Annotated in this window: 21 protein-coding genes; 7 read left to right on the top strand and 14 right to left on the bottom strand. The window is 48.7% G+C overall.

Annotated elements, in window-relative coordinates; all coding sequences use genetic code 11:
- Nucleotides 1-91 precede the first annotated feature (91 nt).
- The 3 genes from mazG to rlmD all read right to left on the bottom strand — a co-directional run bounded on the left by mazG (nucleotide 92) and on the right by rlmD (nucleotide 4,556).
- Entirely contained in the window at nucleotides 92-910 is an 819-nt protein-coding gene (gene mazG, locus B5D35_RS01980; protein WP_078750946.1) for a nucleoside triphosphate pyrophosphohydrolase, read from the bottom strand.
- Between the two features lie 61 nt (nucleotides 911-971).
- Nucleotides 972-3,182 carry a GTP diphosphokinase gene (gene relA / locus B5D35_RS01975; protein ID WP_078750945.1) on the bottom strand — a complete coding sequence of 737 codons (2,211 nt, stop codon included), beginning with the start codon at nucleotides 3,180-3,182 and terminating at the stop codon, nucleotides 972-974.
- Between the two features lie 57 nt (nucleotides 3,183-3,239).
- Complete coding sequence (gene rlmD / locus B5D35_RS01970) at nucleotides 3,240-4,556, bottom strand: 23S rRNA (uracil(1939)-C(5))-methyltransferase RlmD (RefSeq protein WP_078750944.1); 1,317 nt, start codon at nucleotides 4,554-4,556, stop codon at nucleotides 3,240-3,242.
- A gap of 190 nt (nucleotides 4,557-4,746) precedes the next feature.
- Between rlmD and barA the strand changes: the two genes are divergently transcribed.
- The 6 genes from barA (at nucleotide 4,747) to B5D35_RS01940 (ending at nucleotide 11,579) form a co-directional block, all read left to right on the top strand.
- Complete coding sequence (gene barA, locus B5D35_RS01965) at nucleotides 4,747-7,491, top strand: two-component sensor histidine kinase BarA (RefSeq protein ID WP_078750943.1); 2,745 nt, start codon at nucleotides 4,747-4,749, stop codon at nucleotides 7,489-7,491.
- A gap of 311 nt (nucleotides 7,492-7,802) precedes the next feature.
- The gene (locus B5D35_RS01960; RefSeq protein ID WP_078750942.1) at nucleotides 7,803-8,057 is read left to right on the top strand and encodes an acyl carrier protein; all 255 of its coding nucleotides are present in this window, start codon (nucleotides 7,803-7,805) and stop codon (nucleotides 8,055-8,057) included.
- 233 nt (nucleotides 8,058-8,290) lie between these two features.
- Nucleotides 8,291-9,052 (top strand): AMP-binding protein, encoded by a 762-nt coding sequence (locus B5D35_RS01955; protein ID WP_078750941.1) that lies wholly within the window; start codon nucleotides 8,291-8,293, stop codon nucleotides 9,050-9,052.
- A gap of 99 nt (nucleotides 9,053-9,151) precedes the next feature.
- Nucleotides 9,152-9,628 carry a hotdog family protein gene (locus B5D35_RS01950; protein WP_078750940.1) on the top strand — a complete coding sequence of 159 codons (477 nt, stop codon included), beginning with the start codon at nucleotides 9,152-9,154 and terminating at the stop codon, nucleotides 9,626-9,628.
- Nucleotides 9,625-10,350 carry a 3-ketoacyl-ACP reductase FabG2 gene (locus B5D35_RS01945; RefSeq protein WP_078750939.1) on the top strand — a complete coding sequence of 242 codons (726 nt, stop codon included), beginning with the start codon at nucleotides 9,625-9,627 and terminating at the stop codon, nucleotides 10,348-10,350. The genes B5D35_RS01950 and B5D35_RS01945 overlap by 4 nt, the downstream gene beginning before the upstream one ends.
- Nucleotides 10,347-11,579: a beta-ketoacyl-ACP synthase gene (locus B5D35_RS01940; protein ID WP_078750938.1), complete on the top strand. Its 1,233-nt coding sequence runs from the start codon at nucleotides 10,347-10,349 to the stop codon at nucleotides 11,577-11,579. Before B5D35_RS01945 ends, B5D35_RS01940 begins: the two co-directional genes overlap by 4 nt.
- A 57-nt stretch (nucleotides 11,580-11,636) precedes the next feature.
- On the opposite strand, the gene acpS is transcribed toward B5D35_RS01940, so the two are convergent.
- From acpS to rpoE, 11 genes are all read right to left on the bottom strand, one after another.
- Nucleotides 11,637-12,020, bottom strand: a complete 384-nt coding sequence (gene acpS / locus B5D35_RS01935) for a holo-ACP synthase (protein WP_078750937.1) — start codon at nucleotides 12,018-12,020, stop codon at nucleotides 11,637-11,639.
- A complete protein-coding gene (gene pdxJ / locus B5D35_RS01930) occupies nucleotides 12,020-12,751 on the bottom strand; it encodes a pyridoxine 5'-phosphate synthase (protein WP_078750936.1) in 732 nt (243 codons plus the stop codon). The genes acpS and pdxJ overlap by 1 nt, the downstream gene beginning before the upstream one ends.
- Complete coding sequence (recO, locus tag B5D35_RS01925; RefSeq protein ID WP_078750935.1) at nucleotides 12,748-13,461, bottom strand: DNA repair protein RecO; 714 nt, start codon at nucleotides 13,459-13,461, stop codon at nucleotides 12,748-12,750. Before recO ends, pdxJ begins: the two co-directional genes overlap by 4 nt.
- Nucleotides 13,462-13,500: 39 nt before the next feature.
- Nucleotides 13,501-14,415 (bottom strand): GTPase Era, encoded by a 915-nt coding sequence (gene era, locus B5D35_RS01920; protein ID WP_078750934.1) that lies wholly within the window; start codon nucleotides 14,413-14,415, stop codon nucleotides 13,501-13,503.
- On the bottom strand, nucleotides 14,412-15,086 hold the full coding sequence (rnc, locus tag B5D35_RS01915) for a ribonuclease III (RefSeq protein WP_078750933.1): 675 nt from the start codon (nucleotides 15,084-15,086) through the stop codon (nucleotides 14,412-14,414). Before rnc ends, era begins: the two co-directional genes overlap by 4 nt.
- Before the next feature lie 11 nt (nucleotides 15,087-15,097).
- Complete coding sequence (gene lepB, locus B5D35_RS01910; protein WP_078750932.1) at nucleotides 15,098-15,997, bottom strand: signal peptidase I; 900 nt, start codon at nucleotides 15,995-15,997, stop codon at nucleotides 15,098-15,100.
- Between the two features lie 32 nt (nucleotides 15,998-16,029).
- Complete coding sequence (gene lepA / locus B5D35_RS01905; RefSeq protein WP_078750931.1) at nucleotides 16,030-17,826, bottom strand: translation elongation factor 4; 1,797 nt, start codon at nucleotides 17,824-17,826, stop codon at nucleotides 16,030-16,032.
- 76 nt (nucleotides 17,827-17,902) lie between these two features.
- On the bottom strand, nucleotides 17,903-18,397 hold the full coding sequence (locus B5D35_RS01900; protein WP_078750930.1) for a SoxR reducing system RseC family protein: 495 nt from the start codon (nucleotides 18,395-18,397) through the stop codon (nucleotides 17,903-17,905).
- Nucleotides 18,394-19,398: a sigma-E factor regulatory protein RseB gene (gene rseB, locus B5D35_RS01895; RefSeq protein ID WP_078751005.1), complete on the bottom strand. Its 1,005-nt coding sequence runs from the start codon at nucleotides 19,396-19,398 to the stop codon at nucleotides 18,394-18,396. Before rseB ends, B5D35_RS01900 begins: the two co-directional genes overlap by 4 nt.
- The gene (locus B5D35_RS01890; RefSeq protein ID WP_078750929.1) at nucleotides 19,398-20,024 is read right to left on the bottom strand and encodes an RseA family anti-sigma factor; all 627 of its coding nucleotides are present in this window, start codon (nucleotides 20,022-20,024) and stop codon (nucleotides 19,398-19,400) included. Before B5D35_RS01890 ends, rseB begins: the two co-directional genes overlap by 1 nt.
- 30 nt (nucleotides 20,025-20,054) lie before the next feature.
- Entirely contained in the window at nucleotides 20,055-20,633 is a 579-nt protein-coding gene (gene rpoE / locus B5D35_RS01885) for an RNA polymerase sigma factor RpoE (RefSeq protein ID WP_078750928.1), read from the bottom strand.
- Nucleotides 20,634-21,047: 414 nt separating this feature from the next.
- On the opposite strand from rpoE, the gene nadB reads away from it, so the two are divergent.
- The gene (gene nadB, locus B5D35_RS01880; RefSeq protein WP_078750927.1) at nucleotides 21,048-22,664 is read left to right on the top strand and encodes an L-aspartate oxidase; all 1,617 of its coding nucleotides are present in this window, start codon (nucleotides 21,048-21,050) and stop codon (nucleotides 22,662-22,664) included.
- Nucleotide 22,665 lies beyond the last annotated feature (1 nt).

Raw genomic sequence — 22,665 nt, 5'->3', positions numbered from 1 at the left:
GACGACATGTTACCAGAGCCCGAAACTTCCCACAACGTGAAAACTATCACACGGCACATCGTTTTTTTTTGTCGTAAATCAATGGAGCAAGTTACGGCGATTTGTTGCCTTCGTCACGCTTTACTTGCTGCCAGAGCATTTCCAGCTCAAATTGCTGAGTTTCCTGCAATTTTTTACCATTATCGCGTAATTTCGTTTCAATTTGACGAAAACGACTTTCGAATTTCAAATTGGCTTTTCGAAGCGCCGTTTCTGGGTTCGTGCCCACATGCCTTGCGAGATTTACGACGGCAAACAAGAGATCACCGATTTCTTCATCAACCCGATGTTGATTCACATCTACCATCAAGGTTTCTTCCATCACTTCGTGAAGCTCTTCTTGCACTTTCTCTGCAACAGGCCCGACAGAATCCCAATCAAAACCCACTCGCGAACAACGTTTTTGCAGTTTTGCCGCCCTGCCTAACGCAGGTAACGTATTCGGAACGTCGTCCAAAACGCTTACTGCCGTGTCCGGTTTTGCTTTGGCTGCTCTTTCCTGTGCTTTAATCCCTTCCCAGTCAGGTTTTTCTAACGGATTACCTTCCGCATCTTTTTTGCCAAAGACATGGGGGTGACGACGTGTCAATTTGTCGCAAATCGCGGCAACGACATCATCGAATTCAAACGCTCCCTGCTCTTTCCCGAGTTGACTATAGAACACAATCTGAAACAAAAGATCGCCCAGCTCATCACGTACGTCCGTAAGGTCCTTACGTTCAATCGCATCCGCCACTTCAAAAGTTTCTTCGATGGTGTAAGGAATTATGGAATCAAACGTCTGCTTCTTATCCCAAGGACAGCCATTCTCGGGATCTCTCAGCGTGGCCATAATTTCTAGCAATTCTTGCATTCGAGACGATTTTTTCATCTGTTACTTATCCAAAAAAGAAAAGGGAAAGCAGTGCTTTCCCTTTGTTCTACAGCTTCAATCAGTGAAGTCGTTTCGCTTCGTGAACGTCTTTCACTTGCTCAAGGCGAGAGATCACGCGTCCCAAGACGTCCAAATCGCTCAGCTCCAAATCGAAGTCCAGAATCGACATCTGTTTTTTATAGTCGACGCGGCTTTGCATGCCAGCCACTTTCACCTTTTCATTGGTGAAGACCGTTGTCAGGTATTTAATCAGACCGCTACGTTCTGACGCAGACACACGGACCGTGATTTGATAGTTACCCACGTAGCCACCACCCCACACAGTATCGATTATACGTTCAGGCGCATGGTGGCGGAGCTCGGCCAATTGTTCACAGTCAGCGCGGTGTACAGAGATCCCTCTGCCTTGCGTGACGTACCCTTCGATTAAATCACCAGGGATCGGCTGACAACAACGCGCAAGGTGGGTCATCAGGTTATCAACACCTTCCACCACTACCGCATCACGACGTGGTTTCTTCGGTGGCGAGGAGACTTCTGCATGTTCCAACTTTTCACGCAGTTGTTGATCCTCTTCCTCTTTCGTCGGCTTATTGACTAAGGAGTTGATGTAGTTAACCACCTGATTAATACGCAAGTCGCCACTACCGACACCAGCGTATACTTCATCGAGGCTATTCATGTTAAAACGCTTCATGGCCAACGATGCATCTTTACTGACCGCACCAATTTTAGCCAATTCAGTGTCGAGGATTTCTTTGCCGGCGAGAACGTTCTTTTCGCGTGACTGCTTGCGGAACCACGCATTAATTTTTGCACGTGCACGACCCGAATTCACAAAGCCAAGGCTTGGATTCAACCAGTCTCGCGAGGGGTTGGGTTCTTTCTGGGTAATGATTTCAACCTGGTCACCCATGTTGAGACGGTAGGTGAACGGAACTATCCGCCCTTCTACCTTGGCACCGATACAGCGATGACCCACTTCTGAGTGAATGTGGTAGGCAAAATCCAGCGGTGTCGCGCCAATGGGCAGATCCACCACGTCCCCTTTGGGTGTAAAAGCGTACACGCGATCGTCAAAGACTTGGCTGCGCAACTCATCCAGCATCTCACCGGAGTCCGACATTTCTTCCTGCCACACCAATAGCTTACGAAGCCAGGTAATCTTCTCGTCATAACCACTTCGGCCCGCAGAACCACCTTCTTTGTATTTCCAGTGTGCGGCCACACCCAACTCGGCATCATCGTGCATTTGCTTGGTGCGAATTTGGATCTCAACCGTTTTTCCTTCTGGTCCCAACACTACGGTATGGATAGATTGATAACCATTAGGCTTAGGGTTCGCGACATAGTCGTCGAACTCTTTCGGGAGGTGACGATATTTAGTGTGAACAACACCCAGCGCGGCATAACAGTCCTGAAGTTGATCCGCAATGATACGTACAGCACGCACATCAAACAGCTCATCAAACTCAAGGTTCTTTTTCTGCATCTTGCGCCAGATGCTATAGATATGTTTCGGACGACCATACACCTGTGCATTGATGCTCGATGTCTCCATCGATTGCTGCAAATCAGTCACGAAGGTATCAATGTACTCTTCGCGATCAATACGGCGCTCGGCCAACTGTTTGGCGATTTGTTTGTAGGTGCCGGAATGCTGATAACGGAACGCATAGTCTTCTATCTCCCATTTCAGCTGACCAATACCCAAGCGGTTTGCCAGCGGCGCGTAGATGTTTGCACACTCTTTCGCGACCGCCTGACGAATGTTGTCAGGTTCGTTTTTTACCTCACGAAGATAGGTAATGCGCTCTGCCAACTTTATGACCACACAACGGAAGTCATCTACCATAGAAAGCAGCATACGGCGAACATTATCAACCTGAGCCGCAGTCGCCTCTTCGTTGTTAGCATTCAGGTGACGGATAGCCGCCATTTCCTGAACACCATCCACCAGCTTGGTGATGGTGTTACCATAGCATTCCTTTAGCGTTTCACTATCAAGAAAACCGTCTTCCACAACGGGGAATAGCAGCGCAGCGAGAAGGGTTTCCTTATCCATGCTCAATGTGACAAGGATTTCTATCATCTCTCTGCCTGACCACAGCGGTCGAGCAAGCATTTCCGCATCACCCAATGATTGGCAATGCTCATACGCCTCGATCAGCGTTTGAGAGATAGCAGCGTCTTGCGCCAGGCCTTCTACCCAGCGTTCAAGCACAAATTCTTTGTTGTCATTTAGGTGCGCGCCACGAATTGCGACCATTTCACTTTCCTGTTCTTTTTCTTGAACGGGCAACCCTCATGGTTGCCCGGTGGACACTTACGCTTTGACAAACAGCGCCATCGACTCCAAGTGTCCCGTGTGAGGGAACATGTCTAACATGCCTAGCTTTGCTAAGGTGTAACCGTTATCAAGCAATACCTGACTATCTCGCGCCAACGTCGCAGGGTTACAAGACACGTAAACAATTCGCTCAGCGCTTGATTGTGCCACATAAGGCATAACCCCTAAAGCACCTGCACGTGCTGGATCGAGCAAAATTTTATTGTATTTTTGATCGCCCCAGACGGTTTCCGCAGCATCAAGCTCCAAGTTTGCAGAATAAAAACGTGCATTGCTTAACGCATTGCGTGCCGCATTATCCGATGCCCGCTCCACCATGCTGTCCACACCTTCAATACCGACGACAGATTTTACCTTGTCAGCCAATGGCAAACTGAAGTTTCCTAGGCCACAAAACAGATCCAATACATCGTCTTCTGGCTGCACATTCAGCCACTCCAGTGCCTGACCAATCATTTTGGTATTGATGTCAGCGTTAACTTGAATGAAGTCTTGCGGCTCAAATGCCATGGAAAGGTTATTGACGGAGTAATACGGAGACTCACCGACCAAGCGTTGGGCATCGTCATCACCCTGCTGCAGGTATAATACAACCGTATTTTGCTGTGCAAACGTCGTTAAGCTTTCAACATCATCGGCATGAAGAGGTTTAATCGCGCGCACCAGCAGCACTCGACCTGCACCCGATGTCACCATTTCGACATGGCCAATCACTCGACGACCGCGCAAGCCATCTAGTTGTGAATACAGTTCAGGCAACAGGTCATTGAGCGATGAATCCAGTACCGGACAGGATTTCACCGTCACAATATCGTTCGAGTTGCGCTGTCGAAAACCCATTTCGAATTTGCCATCTTTCGCGACTTTGACACTTAAACGGGCGCGTCGACGGTAGCCAAGTGCGTTAGACACAACTGGGGGATCTTGCGTCAACTCGGCAGATGCAAACTTGCGCATCAATTGACCCAGAATTTCTTGTTTTGCCGCCACCTGCGCATCATGGCTAAGATGCTGAAGGTTACAACCGCCACAATCACGATAATGGGCGCAAAATGCCTGAACACGCTCTGGACTTGGCTTGACCACTTTGATCAACTTCGCACGAGAAAATTGGCGTTTGTCTTCAGTCAATTGCACCAATATGTCTTCGCCGGGTAAGGCTCCCGCTACGAAAACAGGCTTCTTACCGTCAAACGCGACGCCATCTCCTTGATGGTCAAGTCTCGTTACACTTAACGCTTTGTGCTTGGTATCCAAGCTCTTTTTCTTTTGCGGTTTAAAAAAACGCGCCATGATGTTGTTCCAACTACGGCTAAGTGCGCCGTTAACGTGCGCACCTTGCAATGATACTTATTGACCGTCGAACAGTTGTGATAACCTGCTGAATTATCGCCGACAGCTTTGGTGTAGTGCCGTACCAGAGATTAGAATGTCTACAGGTACGTCGCGAATTTGACGCCAATTCTCCCACAGAACAAACAGCATGACCAAATACGGACTTCGCGCCAGAGTTATTACCCTGACACTCGCACCGACTTTGATTGTCGGTCTCTTGCTGAGTGCTTATTTCATAAAGAACCGTTATTTCGAACTTGAACAGCAACTTAGCGTAACGGGGCAAGCCATTATTGAACCCTTGGCCATCGCCAGTGAAATAGGCTTAACCAACGAAGGCCGAGAGAGTGTTCGTCGCCTGATTGGACATACTCACCGCCAGCACAGCCAATACGTTCGAAGCATCGCTGTTTTTTCAAGCCAAAATGAGCTGTTTGTGACGTCCAATTACCACAGAAATTTGGACTCGCTTGCCGTTCCTCGCGGGCAACCACTGCCTAACAGTCTTGAAGTTACGCAGTCAGAAGATACCTTAATTCTTCGCGCTCCTATCCGTGCCATCAGCGGTTTCAACATTGATGCTATTGATGAAAAACCGATTGGCTACATCACGATGGAAATGGATCTTTCCACCGTAAAACTCAAGCAATACCAAGAAATCACGTCAGCAGCCGTCGTGCTTCTCTTTGGGTTGATTTTGTCAGGCTTTTTCGCCTACCGCCTGCTGCTTGATGTCGAAATCCCCATCAACCAAATGATCAGCATGATTGACCGCATTCGTCGTGGCCACCTAGATGTACGTATTGAAGGGAAGTTACTTGGCGAGCTCGACACACTGAAAAACGGTATCAATGCGATGGCGATTTCGTTGTCGGAATACCACCTCGAAATGCAACAAAGCATCGATCAGGCAACCTCCGATCTACGTGAAACGCTTGAGCAACTTGAAATTCAAAACGTAGAACTCGACATCGCGAAAAAAAATGCACAAGAAGCAGCGCGGGTGAAATCAGAGTTCCTTGCCAACATGTCTCACGAGCTTAGAACCCCACTTAACGGTGTGATCGGCTTTACACGCCAAATGCTCAAAACACAACTCAGTACCAGTCAACAAGACTACTTACAAACCATCGAGAAATCGGCGAATAACTTGCTCACAATAATCAATGACATTCTCGACTTTTCAAAACTTGAGGCAGGTAAACTTTTACTCGAAAACATCCCGTTCGATTTCGAAGACTCTCTGGATGAGGTTATGCGATTACTTGCGCCAATGGCGCACGAAAAAGGGCTTGAACTAAACTTGCGCATTGACCCACGCATCCCAACAGGTGTGATTGGCGACCCACTCCGTATACAGCAAGTTCTGACAAACCTGATCGGTAATGCCGCTAAATTTACCGAACGCGGCCATATCAGTGTCGGCGTCGAACTGAAACTGCAACGCGATGAGCGACTTGAGCTGCAGTTTACCGTGAGAGATACGGGGATCGGTATCTCCGAGCGACAACAAGCACAGCTGTTCCAAGCCTTCCGACAAGCAGATGCCAGTATCAGTCGACGCTATGGCGGAACAGGTCTGGGTCTGGTTATCACACAAAAACTGGTACAGCAAATGGGTGGCGATATCGGTTTTAACAGCCGACTTCATCAAGGCTCGACCTTCTGGTTTACTTTGACGCTTTTAAAAACAGATCTGCCGTTAATCCAACCAATCGACCAAGAGGCACTGACAGGGAAAAGCTTGCTGCTTGTCGAGCCACACCAAGAAACACGGCTCTCTCTCAGTGAACGGTTATCAAACGTCGGACTGATGGTTCAAAGCTATCCGCAATTTCCAGACACTGCCGAACACTTTGATACGATATTGCTGTGTATCGACGCCAATGAGTCTCCAGACACTGACGACGTCATTGCACTTGCTAGACATGCCGAATCATGTGCTAATCGCGTGATCTTTGGCTTACCAACCACCGAACTGGCACTGTCTGAACAGCTCATCGATGCGGGTATCGATGCATGCATGGCAAAACCACTACCATTGCGAAAACTGGTGGAACAACTGCAACATGACGCGCCAACCTCCGAAGTGATAGAAATACCTGTCACTGTCTCTCATCCAACCTTCCCTATTACGGTGATGGCGGTTGATGACAACCCTGCCAATCTCAAACTGATTGAAGCATTGCTGTCTGAAAGGGTAACCAATGTCATTGTTGCTACCAGCGGAAAAGAAGCCATCACCAATGCCTATGAGCAAGAATTTGACCTAATCTTGATGGACATACAGATGCCAGAAATGGATGGGGTGACGGCCTGCAATGAGATACGGAAAAGTCCATTAAATCGAGACACCCCGGTTGTCGCTGTTACCGCGCACGCAATGACCGGAGAACGAGAACGCTTGCTTAGAGAAGGAATGGATGACTACCTGACCAAGCCCATTGAAGAGCACATTCTTGAGCAAGTACTCCATCATTGGACTCTCTGTGCCAATGATACGCCGCTTCCATCAACCCCAGTCATGAATATACAGTCCCCTGCATCATTTACGCTCAGTGTGGATTGGTCTCTCGCCATGAAACAAGCTGCGGGTAAAGCAGATCTCGCCCGAGACATGCTGCAAATGCTGATCCGCTCTTTTGATGAAGTTGAAGAGAAAGTGTCCCGCGCATTAGAAGATAACAGCATCGACTTGTGGCCCGTGATACACAAACTTCATGGCAGTTGCGCATACAGTGGTGTTCCAAAGCTCAAACAGCTTTGCTATGAATTGGAGACACAAATGAAAAGTGGCGATGCCGTCGCCGATATTGAACCTGAACTGTTGGAGCTACTCGATGAAATGCACAACGTCCGGGAACAAGCTCCGCATTATTTCTCTCAAGACTAATCCCTCAAAAAGCTGGCACACAAGCGTGCCAGCTTTTTTATACAGCCTCGATTCTATGTCTGAGATGTCCCTTCTAAAACACCAATCCTCACATAAATGAATGTATATTTTTCAGGGCATCATCTTCGAGTGATTTCAAAAAAAATTGTCTAGGAATGTAAGCACTGTAAAAACTTCACGATACATCACGTAATCCCATCTTTCTGATTTAGTACTCAGAAAACCAGTCTGATATATCTCTCAACACTTTGGTAAAAAAAACAAACCACTGCCGAAAGTGGAAAAATACAACAACGTTAGAGATAAGTATCATGGCTGATATAACTACAAAAAATTTCGAACTAGTAAAAGCCGCGCTCATCGACATGTTTGATGTTGCCGCAGACGACGTTTCCCCTGACGCAAACCTTTATGAGGATCTTGTTTTAGACAGTATTGACGCTGTCGACCTTGTCGTGCATTTACAAAAAGAAATTGGTCAGAAAATCCCACCAGAGACCTTCAAAAGCGTAAGGACGGTGCAGGATGTTGTTAATGCGATTAACGAGCTTCTGCAAACCGCCTAAATCAAAACGTGCGTGCGCTACAACCGCCATTAGTTCATGGCGATTGTAGCGCACGGTTTCGATTGAGCATTGGCAAACACCACTGGATAGACCACCCGAGCCAGGCCATCAATTGCGAGGAATTCTCGCCGTTGAAATGCAGGAATGGGTCAGTGCATTGCTTGGGTTTTAGCATCTCGGGTTAAGCCTATGCCCCCAAGATGTGCAGTCACTTATTGAGGTTTGCAAGTCATATGGGCTTATCTACATTTTCCCAACTTATGGCGGTCAATAGTCGCCATTACGTCACCACTGACCAAGAGAACACGCAAACCTGGCCATGCTTCCAACGGGACGTTGAAGCGTTGTATCGCGTGTTTGAAAACGATAGTCGCAAGCGCTGGGCATTATGTCTGGACGATAGCTATCACATGGCTTTGGCATGTTTAGCACTGGCACATGCAGAAAAGACCATTGTTGTACCTGGAAACTTACGTCCCTCCGCCCTGGCAGAATTGTCCGATGCGTATGACGGCGTGGTAACAGATACCGCGGCAATCACCGTTCTAGGTAAACAGTCCGTGACGCTGCCCGTTGAAACAACCTCAACGGAGCACATCCCACTCCCCACTTTCAATGATAAAGATATTCAACTGATCCTTTACACGTCAGGCTCTAGTGGGACACCGAAAGCCATCATCAAGTCACTGCATCAATTGCATGTTGAGATTGATACGCTTGAGCAAACTTGGGGAAACACTCTGGGTGAGAGTGCGGTTGTTAGCACTGTCTCTCATCAACACATTTACGGCCTGCTCTTTCGTGTATTTTGGCCTCTTTTCGCCCATCGACCGTTTGCGCGCACTAATATTGATTACGTACAGCAATCTCCGCTGGACCATACACTTCCTTTGACATTAATCAGTAGCCCCGCACAATTAAAAAGGCTCAACCCCAACGATCCTGCGTTTCACTGCAAAGGTTATGTAAAGCACATACCGTACAGGTTCCAGTAACCCTTGACGGACAAGAAATGCAGTTTGTCGCACCGCCAGTGCTTAAAGAGAAACTGCTGGCATATGCAGCGGTATCCAAAGAGTTGGGGGAAATATTTCATGACTGACGATACTAACGTCTATCCCCCAATAGCATCATTAGTGCCTCATAGAGCGCCAATGCTGCTACTCGACGCACTGAAACATGCTGATACTACCTCCGCGCATTGCCAAGCGTTCCCAACCTATCAACACCACTTTTTCGACAAGTTACTGCAAGGCATTCCCGCTTGGGTAGGCATTGAATTGATGGCGCAAACCATTGCTACTTGGTCAGGCTATCAAGACTTCTTAACAGGTAAAACACCTGCCATAGGCTTTCTCGTTGGCAGCCGGCAATACAAGGTCACTGTCCCTCAGTTTCCTATCGGCAAGCCCCTCGATATATTCGTGGAAGAAGTCATGAGTGATGGAGGAATGTCTGTGTTTCGATGCCACATTGAATTGGATGGTATTGAAGTTGCAACCTGTCAGTTAAGTACCTACGAACCGTCAACGGACGCCCTTGAAGACATGACGAAAGGAGAATCCCCATGACACGCACTGTACTGGTAACAGGGGCAAGTAAAGGCATTGGTCGGGCAATTGCCATCACGCTGGCGAATGCTGGCTTTGATATTGTCGTTCACTATGGCAACGACGAAGGTGGTGCCAGAGAGACACTGACCACCATAGAAAATAATGGCGGGACAGGTCGTATCCTGCGATTTGACATTCGAAATAGAAATGAATGCAGAGAGCAAATTGAAAGCGACATCGAGGCTTTCGGGGCCTATTACGGCATCGTAAATAACGCGGGTGTAACCGCAGACACCGCCTTTCCCGCGATGACCGAAGAAGAATGGGATGGCGTCGTCCATACCAATCTCGACAGCTTCTACAACGTCCTTCATCCCATTGTGATGCCCATGATTCGATTACGAACGGGAGGACGAATCGTCACAATGTCATCGGTTTCCGGCCTTATTGGCAACCCGGGCCAAACGAACTACAGCGCGGCCAAGGCGGGAATTATCGGCGCAACAAAAGCATTAGCGATGGAGCTAGGAAAAAGAAAAATCACCGTCAACTGCGTCGCGCCGGGGTTGATTGATACAGGCATGATAGATGAGCGAATACTCGCTAAGGCACTGCCTGATATCGCTCTCAACCGCATGGGAACCCCCGAAGAGGTCGCGAATGTTGTCGCCTTTTTAATGTCCGATGCAGCCAGTTATGTCACCCGACAAGTAATTTCGATAAATGGAGGTTTTCGATGAACAGACGTGTTGTCGTTACCGGAATGGCGGGAGTCACCGCTTTTGGTAATCACTGGGATACTGTGTCCTCTCGCCTTCTCGAACACAAGAATGCGGTAAAATACACAGAATCACTTGAGCAATATGACGGCCTCAACACCCGTTTGACAGCGCCATTGGATGAGTTTGTCCTGCCCAAACATTATGGTCGCAAACAGGTGCGAAGCATGGGCTTAGTGGCGAAATACTCTACCGTTGCCACAGAACTTGCTCTCATTCAATCTGGGCTTATGGGCTTGGATGTCCTCAACAACGGTCAAACTGGCGTAGCATTTGGCTCATCAACGGGCAGTAATGGACCTTCTCGCGCTTTCTCTATCATGATGGAGAAAAAGACCACCGAAGCGATCACAGCGAATACTTACGTACAAATGATGCCAGCTACCACTGCGGTTAACATAGGGCTTTTCTTTGGCCTTAGAGGGCGAGTAATCCCAACCAGCAGTGCCTGTACATCGGGTAGCCAGGCGATTGGCTATTCTTATGAAGCCATTAAACACGGCTACCAGACTGCAATGGTCGCAGGCGGTGCAGATGAGCTCTGCCCTACCCAACCCGCCGTCTTCGATACTTTGTATGCGACTAGCCAGAAAAACGACACACCGGACGCGACACCCCGTCCATTTGATGTCAATCGCGACGGGATTGTCATTGGTGAAGGCGCGGGGTCATTGGTGCTGGAAGAGTATGAGCACGCAAAAGCACGTGGTGCTACCATCTATGCAGAGATTGTCGGCTTTGCCAGTAACTGCGATGCCGCGCATATCACCGACCCCCAGATGGAAACCATGCAAATTTGTATGGAGAATGCGCTTAAAAATGCAGGCGTATCTGCAGGTCAAATCGGCTATGTCTCCGCGCATGGTACGGCAACCAGCAAAGGAGATATCGCCGAAACGCAAGCGACGACCAATGTGTTTGGTTCTCGCATGCCAATCAGTTCACTAAAAAGTTATTTTGGACACACTTTAGGGGCTTGCGGTGCAATTGAAGCCTGGCTTGCGATTGAAATGATGAACAACGGCTGGTTCAGCCCAACACTTAATCTCGACAACGTTGACCCTGCCTGTGGCGAACTTGATTACATTCGCGGCGAAGAGCGTCAGATCGATTGCGAGTACATCATGAGCAATAACTTTGCGTTTGGCGGCGTAAATACGTCCATTGTCTTTAAACGTATGACGGCTTAACGAATGTAAGTCAAAGAAAAAGAGCCCGCGGCTTGCGGGCTCTTTGCTATCTCAATATTATTGCTCTAGCAGCACCGTCGCAACGGCATAGCGTTTCTCATCAGCAATGGTGAGGAGGATGTTTGTCACCCCCCGCGCGTCTGCAAGTTGCTTCGCCACACCTGACAATGCAAGCAGCGGTTTTCCATGCTCATCATTGGTGACGTCAAAATCGTGAAACGTCACGCCACACGCTATCCCCGTACCCAAGGCTTTAGATGCTGCCTCTTTTGCTGCAAAGCGCTTGGCCAAATAGCGGGCTTTCTGCTTGGTACTGGCGTACTTTTCTAGCTCAGATGGCGTCAGGACACGCTGTGCAAACGCATCACCTGTTTTTCGGGCGATGATGGTGTCAAACCGCCCGATTTCAGCAATGTCAGTCCCTAAACCGACAACGGCCATTAACGACGCGCTTCCTGCATGATGGCTTTCATGTCTGCAACCGCTTTCGGCAAGCCATCAAAAACTGCACGGCCAATGATGGCATGACCAATGTTCAGTTCGTAGATCTCTGGAATTTTCGCGATGGGTGTAACGTTGTGATACGTCAGACCGTGGCCGGCATTCACTTTAATCCCCAAATCATGCGCGTAGCTCGCTGCTGCTGCAATTTTCTTCAGCTCAGCCTGCATGTCTTCATCCGTTTCCGCTTCTGCGTAAGCTCCGGTATGCAACTCAATGAAAGGCGCACCACATGCTTTTGCCGCATCGATTTGCGTGCGATCAGCGTCGATAAATAGCGACACTTTAATACCGGCTGCATTCAGTGTTTCTGTGGCCGCTTTCACTTTATCCAGCTGACCCGCAACATCCAAACCGCCTTCGGTGGTCAATTCTTCACGCTTTTCCGGCACCAGACACACATAGGCAGGCATCACATCCAATGCGATGTTTACCATTTCCTCGGTCACTGCCATTTCCAGATTCATGCGCGTTTGTAGCGTGTCACGCAGTATGTAGACATCACGATCTTTGATATGACGGCGGTCTTCACGCAAATGGACCGTAATACCATCAGCACCCGCACGCTCAGCAATTTCTGCCGCATGGACTGGATCAGGGTACTTCGTGCCACGCGCATTACGAACAGTCGCCACATGGTCAATATTCACGCCCAGGTAAATGGTATTCATTGCGTTGATTTCCTTGTTCTTAACAAAAATAGCTCTCGGCTTTTGAGAGGCTTGGAACCAAGATAAGGCTTGAGTGCCAATCGTGTAAAGCGTTTCGCCGCTTTTAACTGGTCACGGGTTGTAAACTGACGAGAGGCCAAAGCAAGCAGATCACTGCCAGTAAATACGAGGTTATTGCTTTTCATAAGCGAGGCGACAAACCCCTGCTGCTCACGGAAAATGTAGGTCATGGCTTGGTCTACCTCTTCGCCACTGCCTGCACAATGCAGAAAATCCACGCCATATCCCAGCGAGTCTAGTAAGGCGAGCTCAAAACGGCGTAAAGCCGGTTCAGGATTGCTGTACTGAGCCAATTCCGTCAGTGCAGTAACGTAGTCATAGAAAAGCTGGTGATAGCCCGTTTCCGGTTCCACCACGCGACTAAGAATTTCGTTGAGGTATAGCCCTGAAAAGAGCGCATTTCCAGAGAGGGGAATCGCCAATCCCATCGCTTCAGCTTGGCGAAGGGTGCGCATTTCGCCACGGCCAGACCATTTCATGAGCAAGGGCGTAAAGGGCTGCAAAGCCCCTTTGAGGGGAGAGCGTTTACCACGGGCACCTTTCGCCATGATGCTGACACGCCCGTGGTTTTCGCTAAAAACATCCAGAATCAGGCTGGTCTCACTGTAAGGTCGTGAGTGCAGAACAAAGCAGCGCTGCAAGCCTTCCATATTGCTCCTGGTGTATTTTAAGTATGACGAAGAAAGGGCTTATAGATCGTCGATATAGCCAAGACTGCGCAATGCGCGCTCGTCATCAGCCCAACCTGACTTCACTTTCACCCAAAGTTCGAGGTAAACCTTACGGTCGAACAGCTCTTGCATGTCCAGACGGGCTTCACGGCCAATGGTTTTGATTTTATCGCCACCTTTACCGATCACCATTTTCTTCTGACCGCTACGTTCAACCAAAATCAAACCATTGATCTCGAAACCATCGGTTTCAGGGTTGTAATCAAAGCGTTCGATTTCTACCGTCACTGAATAAGGCAGTTCATCACCCGTAAAACGCATCAGCTTTTCACGAATAATTTCAGACGCCATAAAGCGTTGAGAACGGTCAGTCACGTACTCCTCAGGGAAGTACCACTCACACACCGGCAAGTGCTGACGAACCAACTTCTCGACCACATCAATATTTTTACCGCTCTTTGCAGAAACAGGCACAACATCAACGAAGTCCATTTTCTCGCTCAGCGCTTGCAGATGCGGAAACAGTTCGCTTTTTTCTTTGACGTTATCCACTTTGTTGATCAGCAAAACAACAGGCAGCCCAGATTTCTTGAGCTTGTTTAATACCATTTCGTCATCTGCTGTCCAAATCGTGCCATCAACAAGGAACAGTACCAATTCAACGTCGGTCAGTGAGCTAGACGCTGCACGGTTCATCAACCGGTTGATGGTACGTTTTTCTTCAATATGAAGCCCCGGCGTATCCACATAAACCGCTTGATAGCCATCACGGGTATCAACACCCATGATGCGGTGACGCGTGGTTTGTGGTTTGCGTGACGTGATTGACAGCTTCTGCCCGACAAGGCGGTTTAGAAGCGTAGATTTTCCCACATTTGGGCGTCCAACAATGGCGATAAAGCCACAGTGGTGAGTTTGCTGCGTGTCTGTCATGAATCCAGCTTTTGTAATGCCAGTTCTGCAGCCGCTTGCTCAGCCTTGCGTCGACTGCTGCCCTTTCCTACGACAGGTCGATCCAGACCTGCTACTTCGCACTCAACCGTGAACTGTTGGTTATGTGCTTCGCCCTGCACTTTAATCACATTATAGGCAGGCAGTGGTTTGCGACGCCCTTGCAGGGATTCCTGAAGGCGTGTTTTCGGGTCTTTTTGGTTAGCACCTGGCTGAATAGTGTCCAGACGCTCTTTGTACCAACCCAGTACAATTCCACGTACCGTTTCCAGATCGCTGTCGAGATAGATAGCACCGATAATGGCTTCTACCGCATCGGCCAGAATTGAATCGCGGCGGAATCCACCACTTTTCAGCTCACCCGGGCCCAATTGCAATACGTCACCAAGATCAAACTCGCGGCCCAGTTCGGCCAGCGTGTTACCACGAACCAGCGTTGCACGCATACGGCTCATGTCACCTTCATCAACGTTCGGGAAACGATGGTAGAGATCGTCAGCAATAACGAAACTCAAGATAGAATCTCCCAGAAACTCTAGGCGCTCATTGTGGTATCCACTGGCGCTTCGGTGTGTCAGGGAGAGACTAAGAAGCGCCGCATCGCTAAATTCATAGCGAATACGACGCTGCAATTTATTTGTTGGTGTTGTCATGTCGTTCCAAGTTAATCAATGCCGCCGATACGGTCAAACCGTACGCCGACAGGTACCCAAGACGGCAAAAAGCTGTCGCCTTGTTCATCAAATTCGAAACTGATCCAGATACCGACTGCTTTACCCACCAGATTTTCTTCAGGCACAAATCCCCAGAAGCGGCTGTCCTTGCTGTTGTCTCGGTTATCACCCATCACAAAGTACTGCCCTTCTGGCACCACCCATTCACCCAAACCAGGCGTCGGATAATACTGACCTGTTTGGTTTGGAATGTAAGGATTCACCAAAATTTCGTGTGGCTCTTGACCGAGAATTTCCTCAGCTTGGATAAGATTAACACCTCGTTGTGTAAACCCGCTCTGATGAACGTTATCTACGGGTACAAATTCACACGTAGATTCGCCTTCTTTCTTAATGCAGAGACGCTTGTCTTCGGTGTAACGCACGGTATCGCCCGGTACACCAACAACACGCTTGATAAAGTCAATGCTAGGTTGTGGCGGGTACTTAAACACCACCACATCGCCGCGTTCAGGCTCACCCGTTTCAACTAACTGATGGCGGAACACAGGATCTTTCAAGCCGTAAGCAAACTTCTCCACGAGGATGAAGTCACCCACGAGCAGGGTCGGCATCATGGAACCAGACGGGATTTGGAACGGCTCGTAAATAAAAGATCGCAAAACCAATACGAGGCCAATAACAGGGAACACAGACGCCGATGTTTCAATCCAGCTTGGCTGAGGTGCGACTTGCGCCACTTGCTCCTCGCTGACTTCTCCGCTTTCCAACTGGAGCACCTCTGCCGCCTTCAATTGACGACGCGGTACCCATACGAATTTATCCAGTGCCCAAATGATCCCTGTAAACAGGGTGACAAGCACCAAAATTAGCGAAAAAGTATTAGCCATTGTGTTCCCCTAACCTTCCAAATCCGTTTTTATTATTTATCTTTGCCTACGTGCAGAATTGCCAAGAATGCTTCTTGAGGCAGTTCAACGTTACCGATCTGCTTCATACGCTTCTTACCTTCTTTCTGCTTCTGCAGCAGTTTTTTCTTACGGCTTACGTCACCGCCGTAACATTTCGCGGTTACGTTCTTACGTAGCTGCTTCACGGTTGAACGCGCAATAATGTGCGTACCGATAGCTGCCTGAATCGCGATATCAAACTGTTGGCGAGGAATAAATTCTTTCATCTTCTCAACCAAATCACGGCCACGAGTTTGCGCGTGATCTTTGTGAGTAATGATTGCCAATGCATCCACGTTATCACCGTTCAATAGGACGTCTACACGCACCATGTTTGATGGCTCATAGCGTTGGAAGTTGTAATCCAGCGATGCATAGCCACGCGAGGTCGACTTCAAACGGTCAAAGAAGTCGAGAACCACTTCAGCCATTGGAATGTCATATGTCAGCGCTACTTGGTTGCCGTGATAAACCATATCAACCTGACTACCACGTTTCTCAACACACAAGGTAATTACGTTACCGAGGTATTCTGATGGCACAAGGATATGACAACGTGCAATCGGCTCGCCCATGATCTCAACGTCATTCGTTGGAGGCAATTTCGCCGGGCTATCCACGTACAAGATATCACCGTTGGTTTTCTTCACTTCATACACCACGGTTGGTGCTGTAGTGATCAAATCAAGGTTGTATTCACGCTCAAGACGCTCTTGAATGATTTCCATGTGCAGCATGCCAAGGAAACCACAACGGAAACCAAAGCCCAGTGCTGCCGAGTTCTCTGGCTCATAGAACAGAGACGCATCGTTCAGGCTCAATTTGCCCAGTGCATCACGGAAGTTTTCATAATCGTCAGAAGACACAGGGAACAGACCAGCATATACCTGTGGCTTCACTTTCTTAAAGCCCGGTAACGCTTTTTCTGCACCGTGTTTTGCCAACGTCAGGGTATCACCAACAGGTGCGCCCAGGATGTCTTTGATACCACAAACAACCCAACCTACCTCACCAGTACGAAGGCCTTGTGTATCCGTTTGTTTCGGCGTAAAGATACCGATGCGATCAACACCCCATACTTGGCCGGTGCTCATCACTTTAATTTTTTCGCCCTTCTTCAGTTCGCCATTTTTAATACGAACCAAAGAAACCACACCCAGGTAGTTATCGAACCATGAATCAATGATCAGTGCTTGTAGCGGCGCGTCAGGATCACCTTCTGGTGATGGAATGCTGCGCACGATATCTTCAAGAACAAGATCAACACCAAGGCCAGTTTTCGCCGAACAGCGGGTTGCTTCTGTCGCGTCGATACCCACGATGTCTTCAATCTCTTCCGCTACGCGATCAGGATCGGCAGCTGGCAAGTCGATTTTGTTCAGAATTGGCACCACTTCCAGGTCCATTTCAATCGCGGTGTAGCAGTTAGCCAGCGTCTGAGCTTCAACACCCTGACCTGCATCAACCACCAGCAAAGCACCTTCACATGCCGCCAGAGAGCGTGATACTTCATAGGAGAAGTCAACGTGTCCAGGGGTGTCGATGAAGTTCAATTGATAGGTTTCCCCATCTTGCGCTGTGTAATTCAGCGTCACACTCTGTGCTTTGATGGTGATACCACGTTCGCGTTCCAGATCCATGGAGTCCAGAACCTGTGCGGCCATTTCACGGTCGCTAAGACCGCCACAAACCTGAATCAAACGGTCTGATAGGGTCGATTTGCCGTGGTCAATGTGGGCAATAATCGAAAAGTTACGAATGTGCTTCATAGATGGTGTGACTAACTCGTTAGTGAAAATTTGAAGATCTATAGATCAAGTGGCGGGATTCTACCGAAATTAATGGCTAGTCGCTATCCTCAGTTGCGGCATTTATCACCGCCGCATCGGTCAGCGAGGTACCTAAAACGCGTAAAAGGGTCGGTGTCATCCCAGCATCTCGTTCCATTTTACGAGAAACAGAGCGGGCTACAAGCAGCCCCACAGCACCAATTGCCAATGAAGAGAGAATAATCACCCCTTCTCCAGCAGTCAGTAAATCTGCGAGAAACTGGCCGAAAAAGGCGCCAGCCATTGCAAAAATAAGTGGTAATACATACACCACCACCGCCGATTTCAGCACCGTTTGCTCTTCCAATCCGATTTCGATGATAGAGCCTACGGCCAATGCTTTCTCTGACGGCACTCGAATATCCAGCACCTTGCCCGGCAGTGCATTGTTTACAATCCCTGTCCCGCAGCTGCTTTTAGATGCACAGCTGCCACAGCTGGTTTTCTGTTGGCAACGTACAAAAACAAAACCCTCGTCGTTACCCGTTACTTCAGCAGGTGCTTTTATCATTGCTGCTCCGCGTTTGACTGCGTTGGCAATGTTTCCGTGGCAATCGGCGCTTTTGGCGTTGCAACAAAACGAACAGACTCAGCGACTTTTTTCGCCGTTGCTGGTGGAATATCACCCACCACTGTCACTTCGGCATTGCCCAAAATATGGCTATGCAAGGTACGGCGACCTTTGCGAACAAGCTGCTCCGGTACCGAAAAACTGTCCGCTTCTGACAAGTAAACAGAAAAACTGAAAAGACCATCGCTAAACATTTGGCTTTCCACCGGACGCTCGGTAATAAGTAAACGGTGTCTGTTGCTGTATATCGGCTTAAAGCCCACAGGCAAATCCATCACCTGCCAATTCAGATCTGAATTCGGTTTATTCGGTAAATGCACGACAGGCGGTAAATCAACGGCTGCAAGTTGGCGCATCATATCACCGACCTGTGGCGAAATAACCACCGAAAGTGCTCGGTACTGCTCAATTGGATCGCCATCGCGGTCCAATAAATCAGCACGTACTAACAGTTTGCTATCTTGATCAATCCACAAAACGTAAGAGTATCGCTCGCCATCTTTTGGCGAGACCCTGACGACATCACTAGCAACACCCGCTTCACGGGCACGTCCTAGCGGCACGAAATCATACATGCTAGCAAGTTGCTCAATATTGGTCTGCATGATAGCTGGCAGCGGGGCCACCATTTGTGTGCTTTGGATCGTGAAGGGATCGATACCCGGTTCAAAGTAACTGATTTCATCCCCTCGGCGAATCACTTCACGAGGTGGACCACTGAGGTAAGCGATTTGGCCAAAGGATTTTCCATCGACAAGAGCATGTCGAAAACGGAGAGGTTCTATGCTGTTTTTGCGAACCAATATATAAGACAGTTCATAATCTAACTGTTCAGTAGCCTGGTGCATATGATGCAGCAATGCCTCGGCGGGGCTTTCTTCCGTCGAGGCATTGGCAACCAGGCTGACCAGTGCAATAGCACCGATCAGGATGGGTTTGATCAATCTTGTACACTCACTTCAGTGTTTAGCGGATCGCTTTCATGGGCAATCTCATCAGCATTAAGTCTAAGTTGTAACTCATAATCTTGGAACATCGCGTTCACACGACGGCCTTGCTCCATCAGCTGCGCTTCAGAAGGACTAGCTTGGAGCGTATCACGGCTCAAGCTAACAGGTTGCGCCGATCCAGACAGCGGAATAGTTTGTAGAACAGGAGGTTGCGTCTCCGCGAATGTTGGATCAGTGTCAATACCACCATTGTACTGTTGAACGCCAACAATCACCGCCAGTGATACGGCTGCCGCCATCCCCACCTGCGTTAATTGTTGCAGCCACATTGGCATCGATTTTCTCGCTGCCGCAGGCGTGGGTTGCGCCTGCTGCAGAGGAATAACGTCTTGTTGCGATACTGCACCATGAGCAGGCTCATTTTCCAGTGCTAACGCAACGCTTGAAGCGATGTCCCAGCTTAGTTCTTTCGGGGCATCTCCGCGCATTACATCTCGGGTGGCAGCATAACTTTTCCATGTTTGCTGCATTTCCAGATCCAGTTCTATACCGTCAAGGGACGTTGAATCTGTCATATCACCGTCGAAAAACGCAGAAATATTCTCTTTTCCAGCCATTTATTTCACCGTTATTAACAGTTAACTCTGTTACTGATTAATCAATGGACGAACACGCTTATCTACCGCTTCCCTGGCACGGAATATGCGCGAACGCACCGTCCCTACCGGGCAGTCCATTACTTCTGCGATTTCTTCATAGCTCAAGCCATCAATCTCTCGCAGCGTAATCGCCGTTTTCAAATCATCCGGCAGCGCTTCGATGGTACTGAAGACTACCTCTTTCAACTGTTCTGACAACATAAGGTTCTCAGGGTTCGAAATTTCTTTCAGCGCGCCACCATTTTCATAATTTTCTGCCTCTTCGGCATCAATATCACTAGAAGGCGGACGGCGTCCCTGAGCCACTAAATAATTTTTTGCTGTATTCACAGCAATACGATACAACCAAGTATAGAAGGCGCTCTCGCCTCGAAACCCGGGTAAAGCACGGTACGCTTTGATGAAGGCTTCTTGTGCCACATCAGGTACATCACCACTGTTACTCACATATCGGGAAATCAGGCTACACACCTTATTCTGATACTTGATGACCAACAGGTTAAATGCTTGCTTATCGCCACTTTGTACGCGCTCTATCAGGGCTTGATCAGTTAACTGCTCGCTCATTCGAGCGTTTACTCCTTATTATTGATACCAATATGTCTCTGCTACTTGACCGAGTCTGCATGGATTCAGTCAACGTAATGTCAGCATTTGGTATTTCTTTTCGCTCTTCGCCACTGTCTGCTACTTCATCGTTGAGTCGCTAGCCGTAAAGATTGAGCACGAAGGTATGAGTGACAAAATAAATGAAAGTTCCCGAATTTACAGAGAATCGTTTGATGATCAGATCTCTCTCGCAAAGTCTATCAGATTGTCGCCCCTTCCTGTATCCAAAGTCCTTTTGCGCATTGCGCATCTTTACGCCTTCCTCCCTCTAGAATGATTGGTGTACACTGACGCAATAACTATATCTCGTTGTTTCAAAGACGTGTGCGCTCAGATGCACTTCATGGCTTTGAGAGAAAGGAATGCGTATCAATGAGTACTCACAAAGAACACATCTGTGACGTTTTGGTCATCGGCAGTGGCGCATCAGGGTTGTCACTCGCTTTGCATCTTGCGTCCACGCAAAAAGTGATGGTCTTGAGTAAAGGACCGCGCAATGAAGGCGCGACGTATTATGCTCAGGGCGGTATTGCCGCTGTTTTTGATGAAAATGACTCCATAGAATCACACGTTGAAGACACACAAATCGCAGGGGATGGCCTTTGCAATGAAGATGTCGTGAATTTTATTGCAGAGAATGCCAAGGAATGCGTTCAGTGGTTGATCGATGGCGGTGTACCGTTCGATCTCGATGAAGACAGCAAAGAGGATGAACCCAAATTCCATTTAACACGGGAAGGCGGCCATAGCCACCGACGCATTTTGCATGCAGCAGATGCGACCGGGATGGCGGTACAAACATCGCTACAAGACAACGTGTTGCACCATCCGAATATCAATGTATTGGAGCGTCACAATGCGCTCGATCTCATCACTCGCAAGAAAATCGGCATCACTGGCGCAAACCGCATCCTAGGTGCCTACGTCTGGAACCGTGACAGAGAGGCCGTTGAAACCATTCGCGCGAAGTTCGTGGTGCTTGCAACCGGCGGCGCTTCAAAGGTATATCAATACACATCCAACCCTGATGTCTCCTCTGGCGACGGGATTGCAATGGCATGGCGTGCAGGCTGTCGGGTAGCCAATCTTGAATTTAACCAGTTTCACCCGACCTGTTTGTTTCATCCAGAAGCCCGAAACTTTTTACTGACCGAAGCACTGCGTGGAGAAGGCGCTTACCTTCGCCGCCCAGATGGTACACGTTTCATGGCCGACTTTGATGCACGTGCAGAATTAGCACCGCGTGATGTTGTCGCGCGTGCTATCGACTACGAAATGAAACGTTTGGGTGCAGACTGTATGTATATCGACATCAGTCATAAAGACCCCGAATTTGTCATCAAGCACTTCCCGACTATCTATGAAAAGCTGATGACGTATGGCTTTGATTTAACCAAGCAAGCTGTCCCTATTGTCCCTGCCGCTCATTACACCTGTGGTGGTGTGATGGTAGATAAAAATGGTCAAACCGATTTGGAAGGTTTGTACGCCATTGGCGAAGTCAGCTACACCGGCCTTCACGGCGCAAATCGCATGGCTTCAAATTCATTGTTGGAATGCGTTGTGTATGCTTGGGCTGCCGCCCAACATATTGGAGACAATGCAGCCAAAGCTGAAATTCCCCCGTCATTGCCACACTGGGATGAAAGTCAGGTAAGCTGCTCAGATGAAGAGGTGGTACTTCAGCACAACTGGCACGAGTTACGTTTGTTTATGTGGGACTATGTAGGCATCGTGCGTTCAACCAAACGACTGGAGCGTGCGCTTCGCCGTATTGAATTGTTAAAACAGGAAACGCACGAGTATTACAGTAATTTCCGCGTGTCTAACAACCTGTTAGAAATGCGAAATCTACTCCAGGTTGCCGAGCTCATGGTGCGATGTGCCATGGCGCGCAAAGAGAGCCGAGGCCTTCACTACACCATCGACTACCCCGATAAGCAGGAAGAAAGCGGCCCAACGATTTTGGTGCCTGACTTCCCTTGTTAAA

Origin of the sequence: Enterovibrio nigricans DSM 22720 (genome assembly GCF_900167155.1) — a bacterium.
In the GTDB taxonomy this organism is placed as follows: Bacteria; Pseudomonadota; Gammaproteobacteria; order Enterobacterales; family Vibrionaceae; genus Enterovibrio; species Enterovibrio nigricans.
The sequence above is the reverse complement of the archived record's forward strand: the minus strand, read 5'-3'. Positions and strand labels throughout refer to the sequence as shown.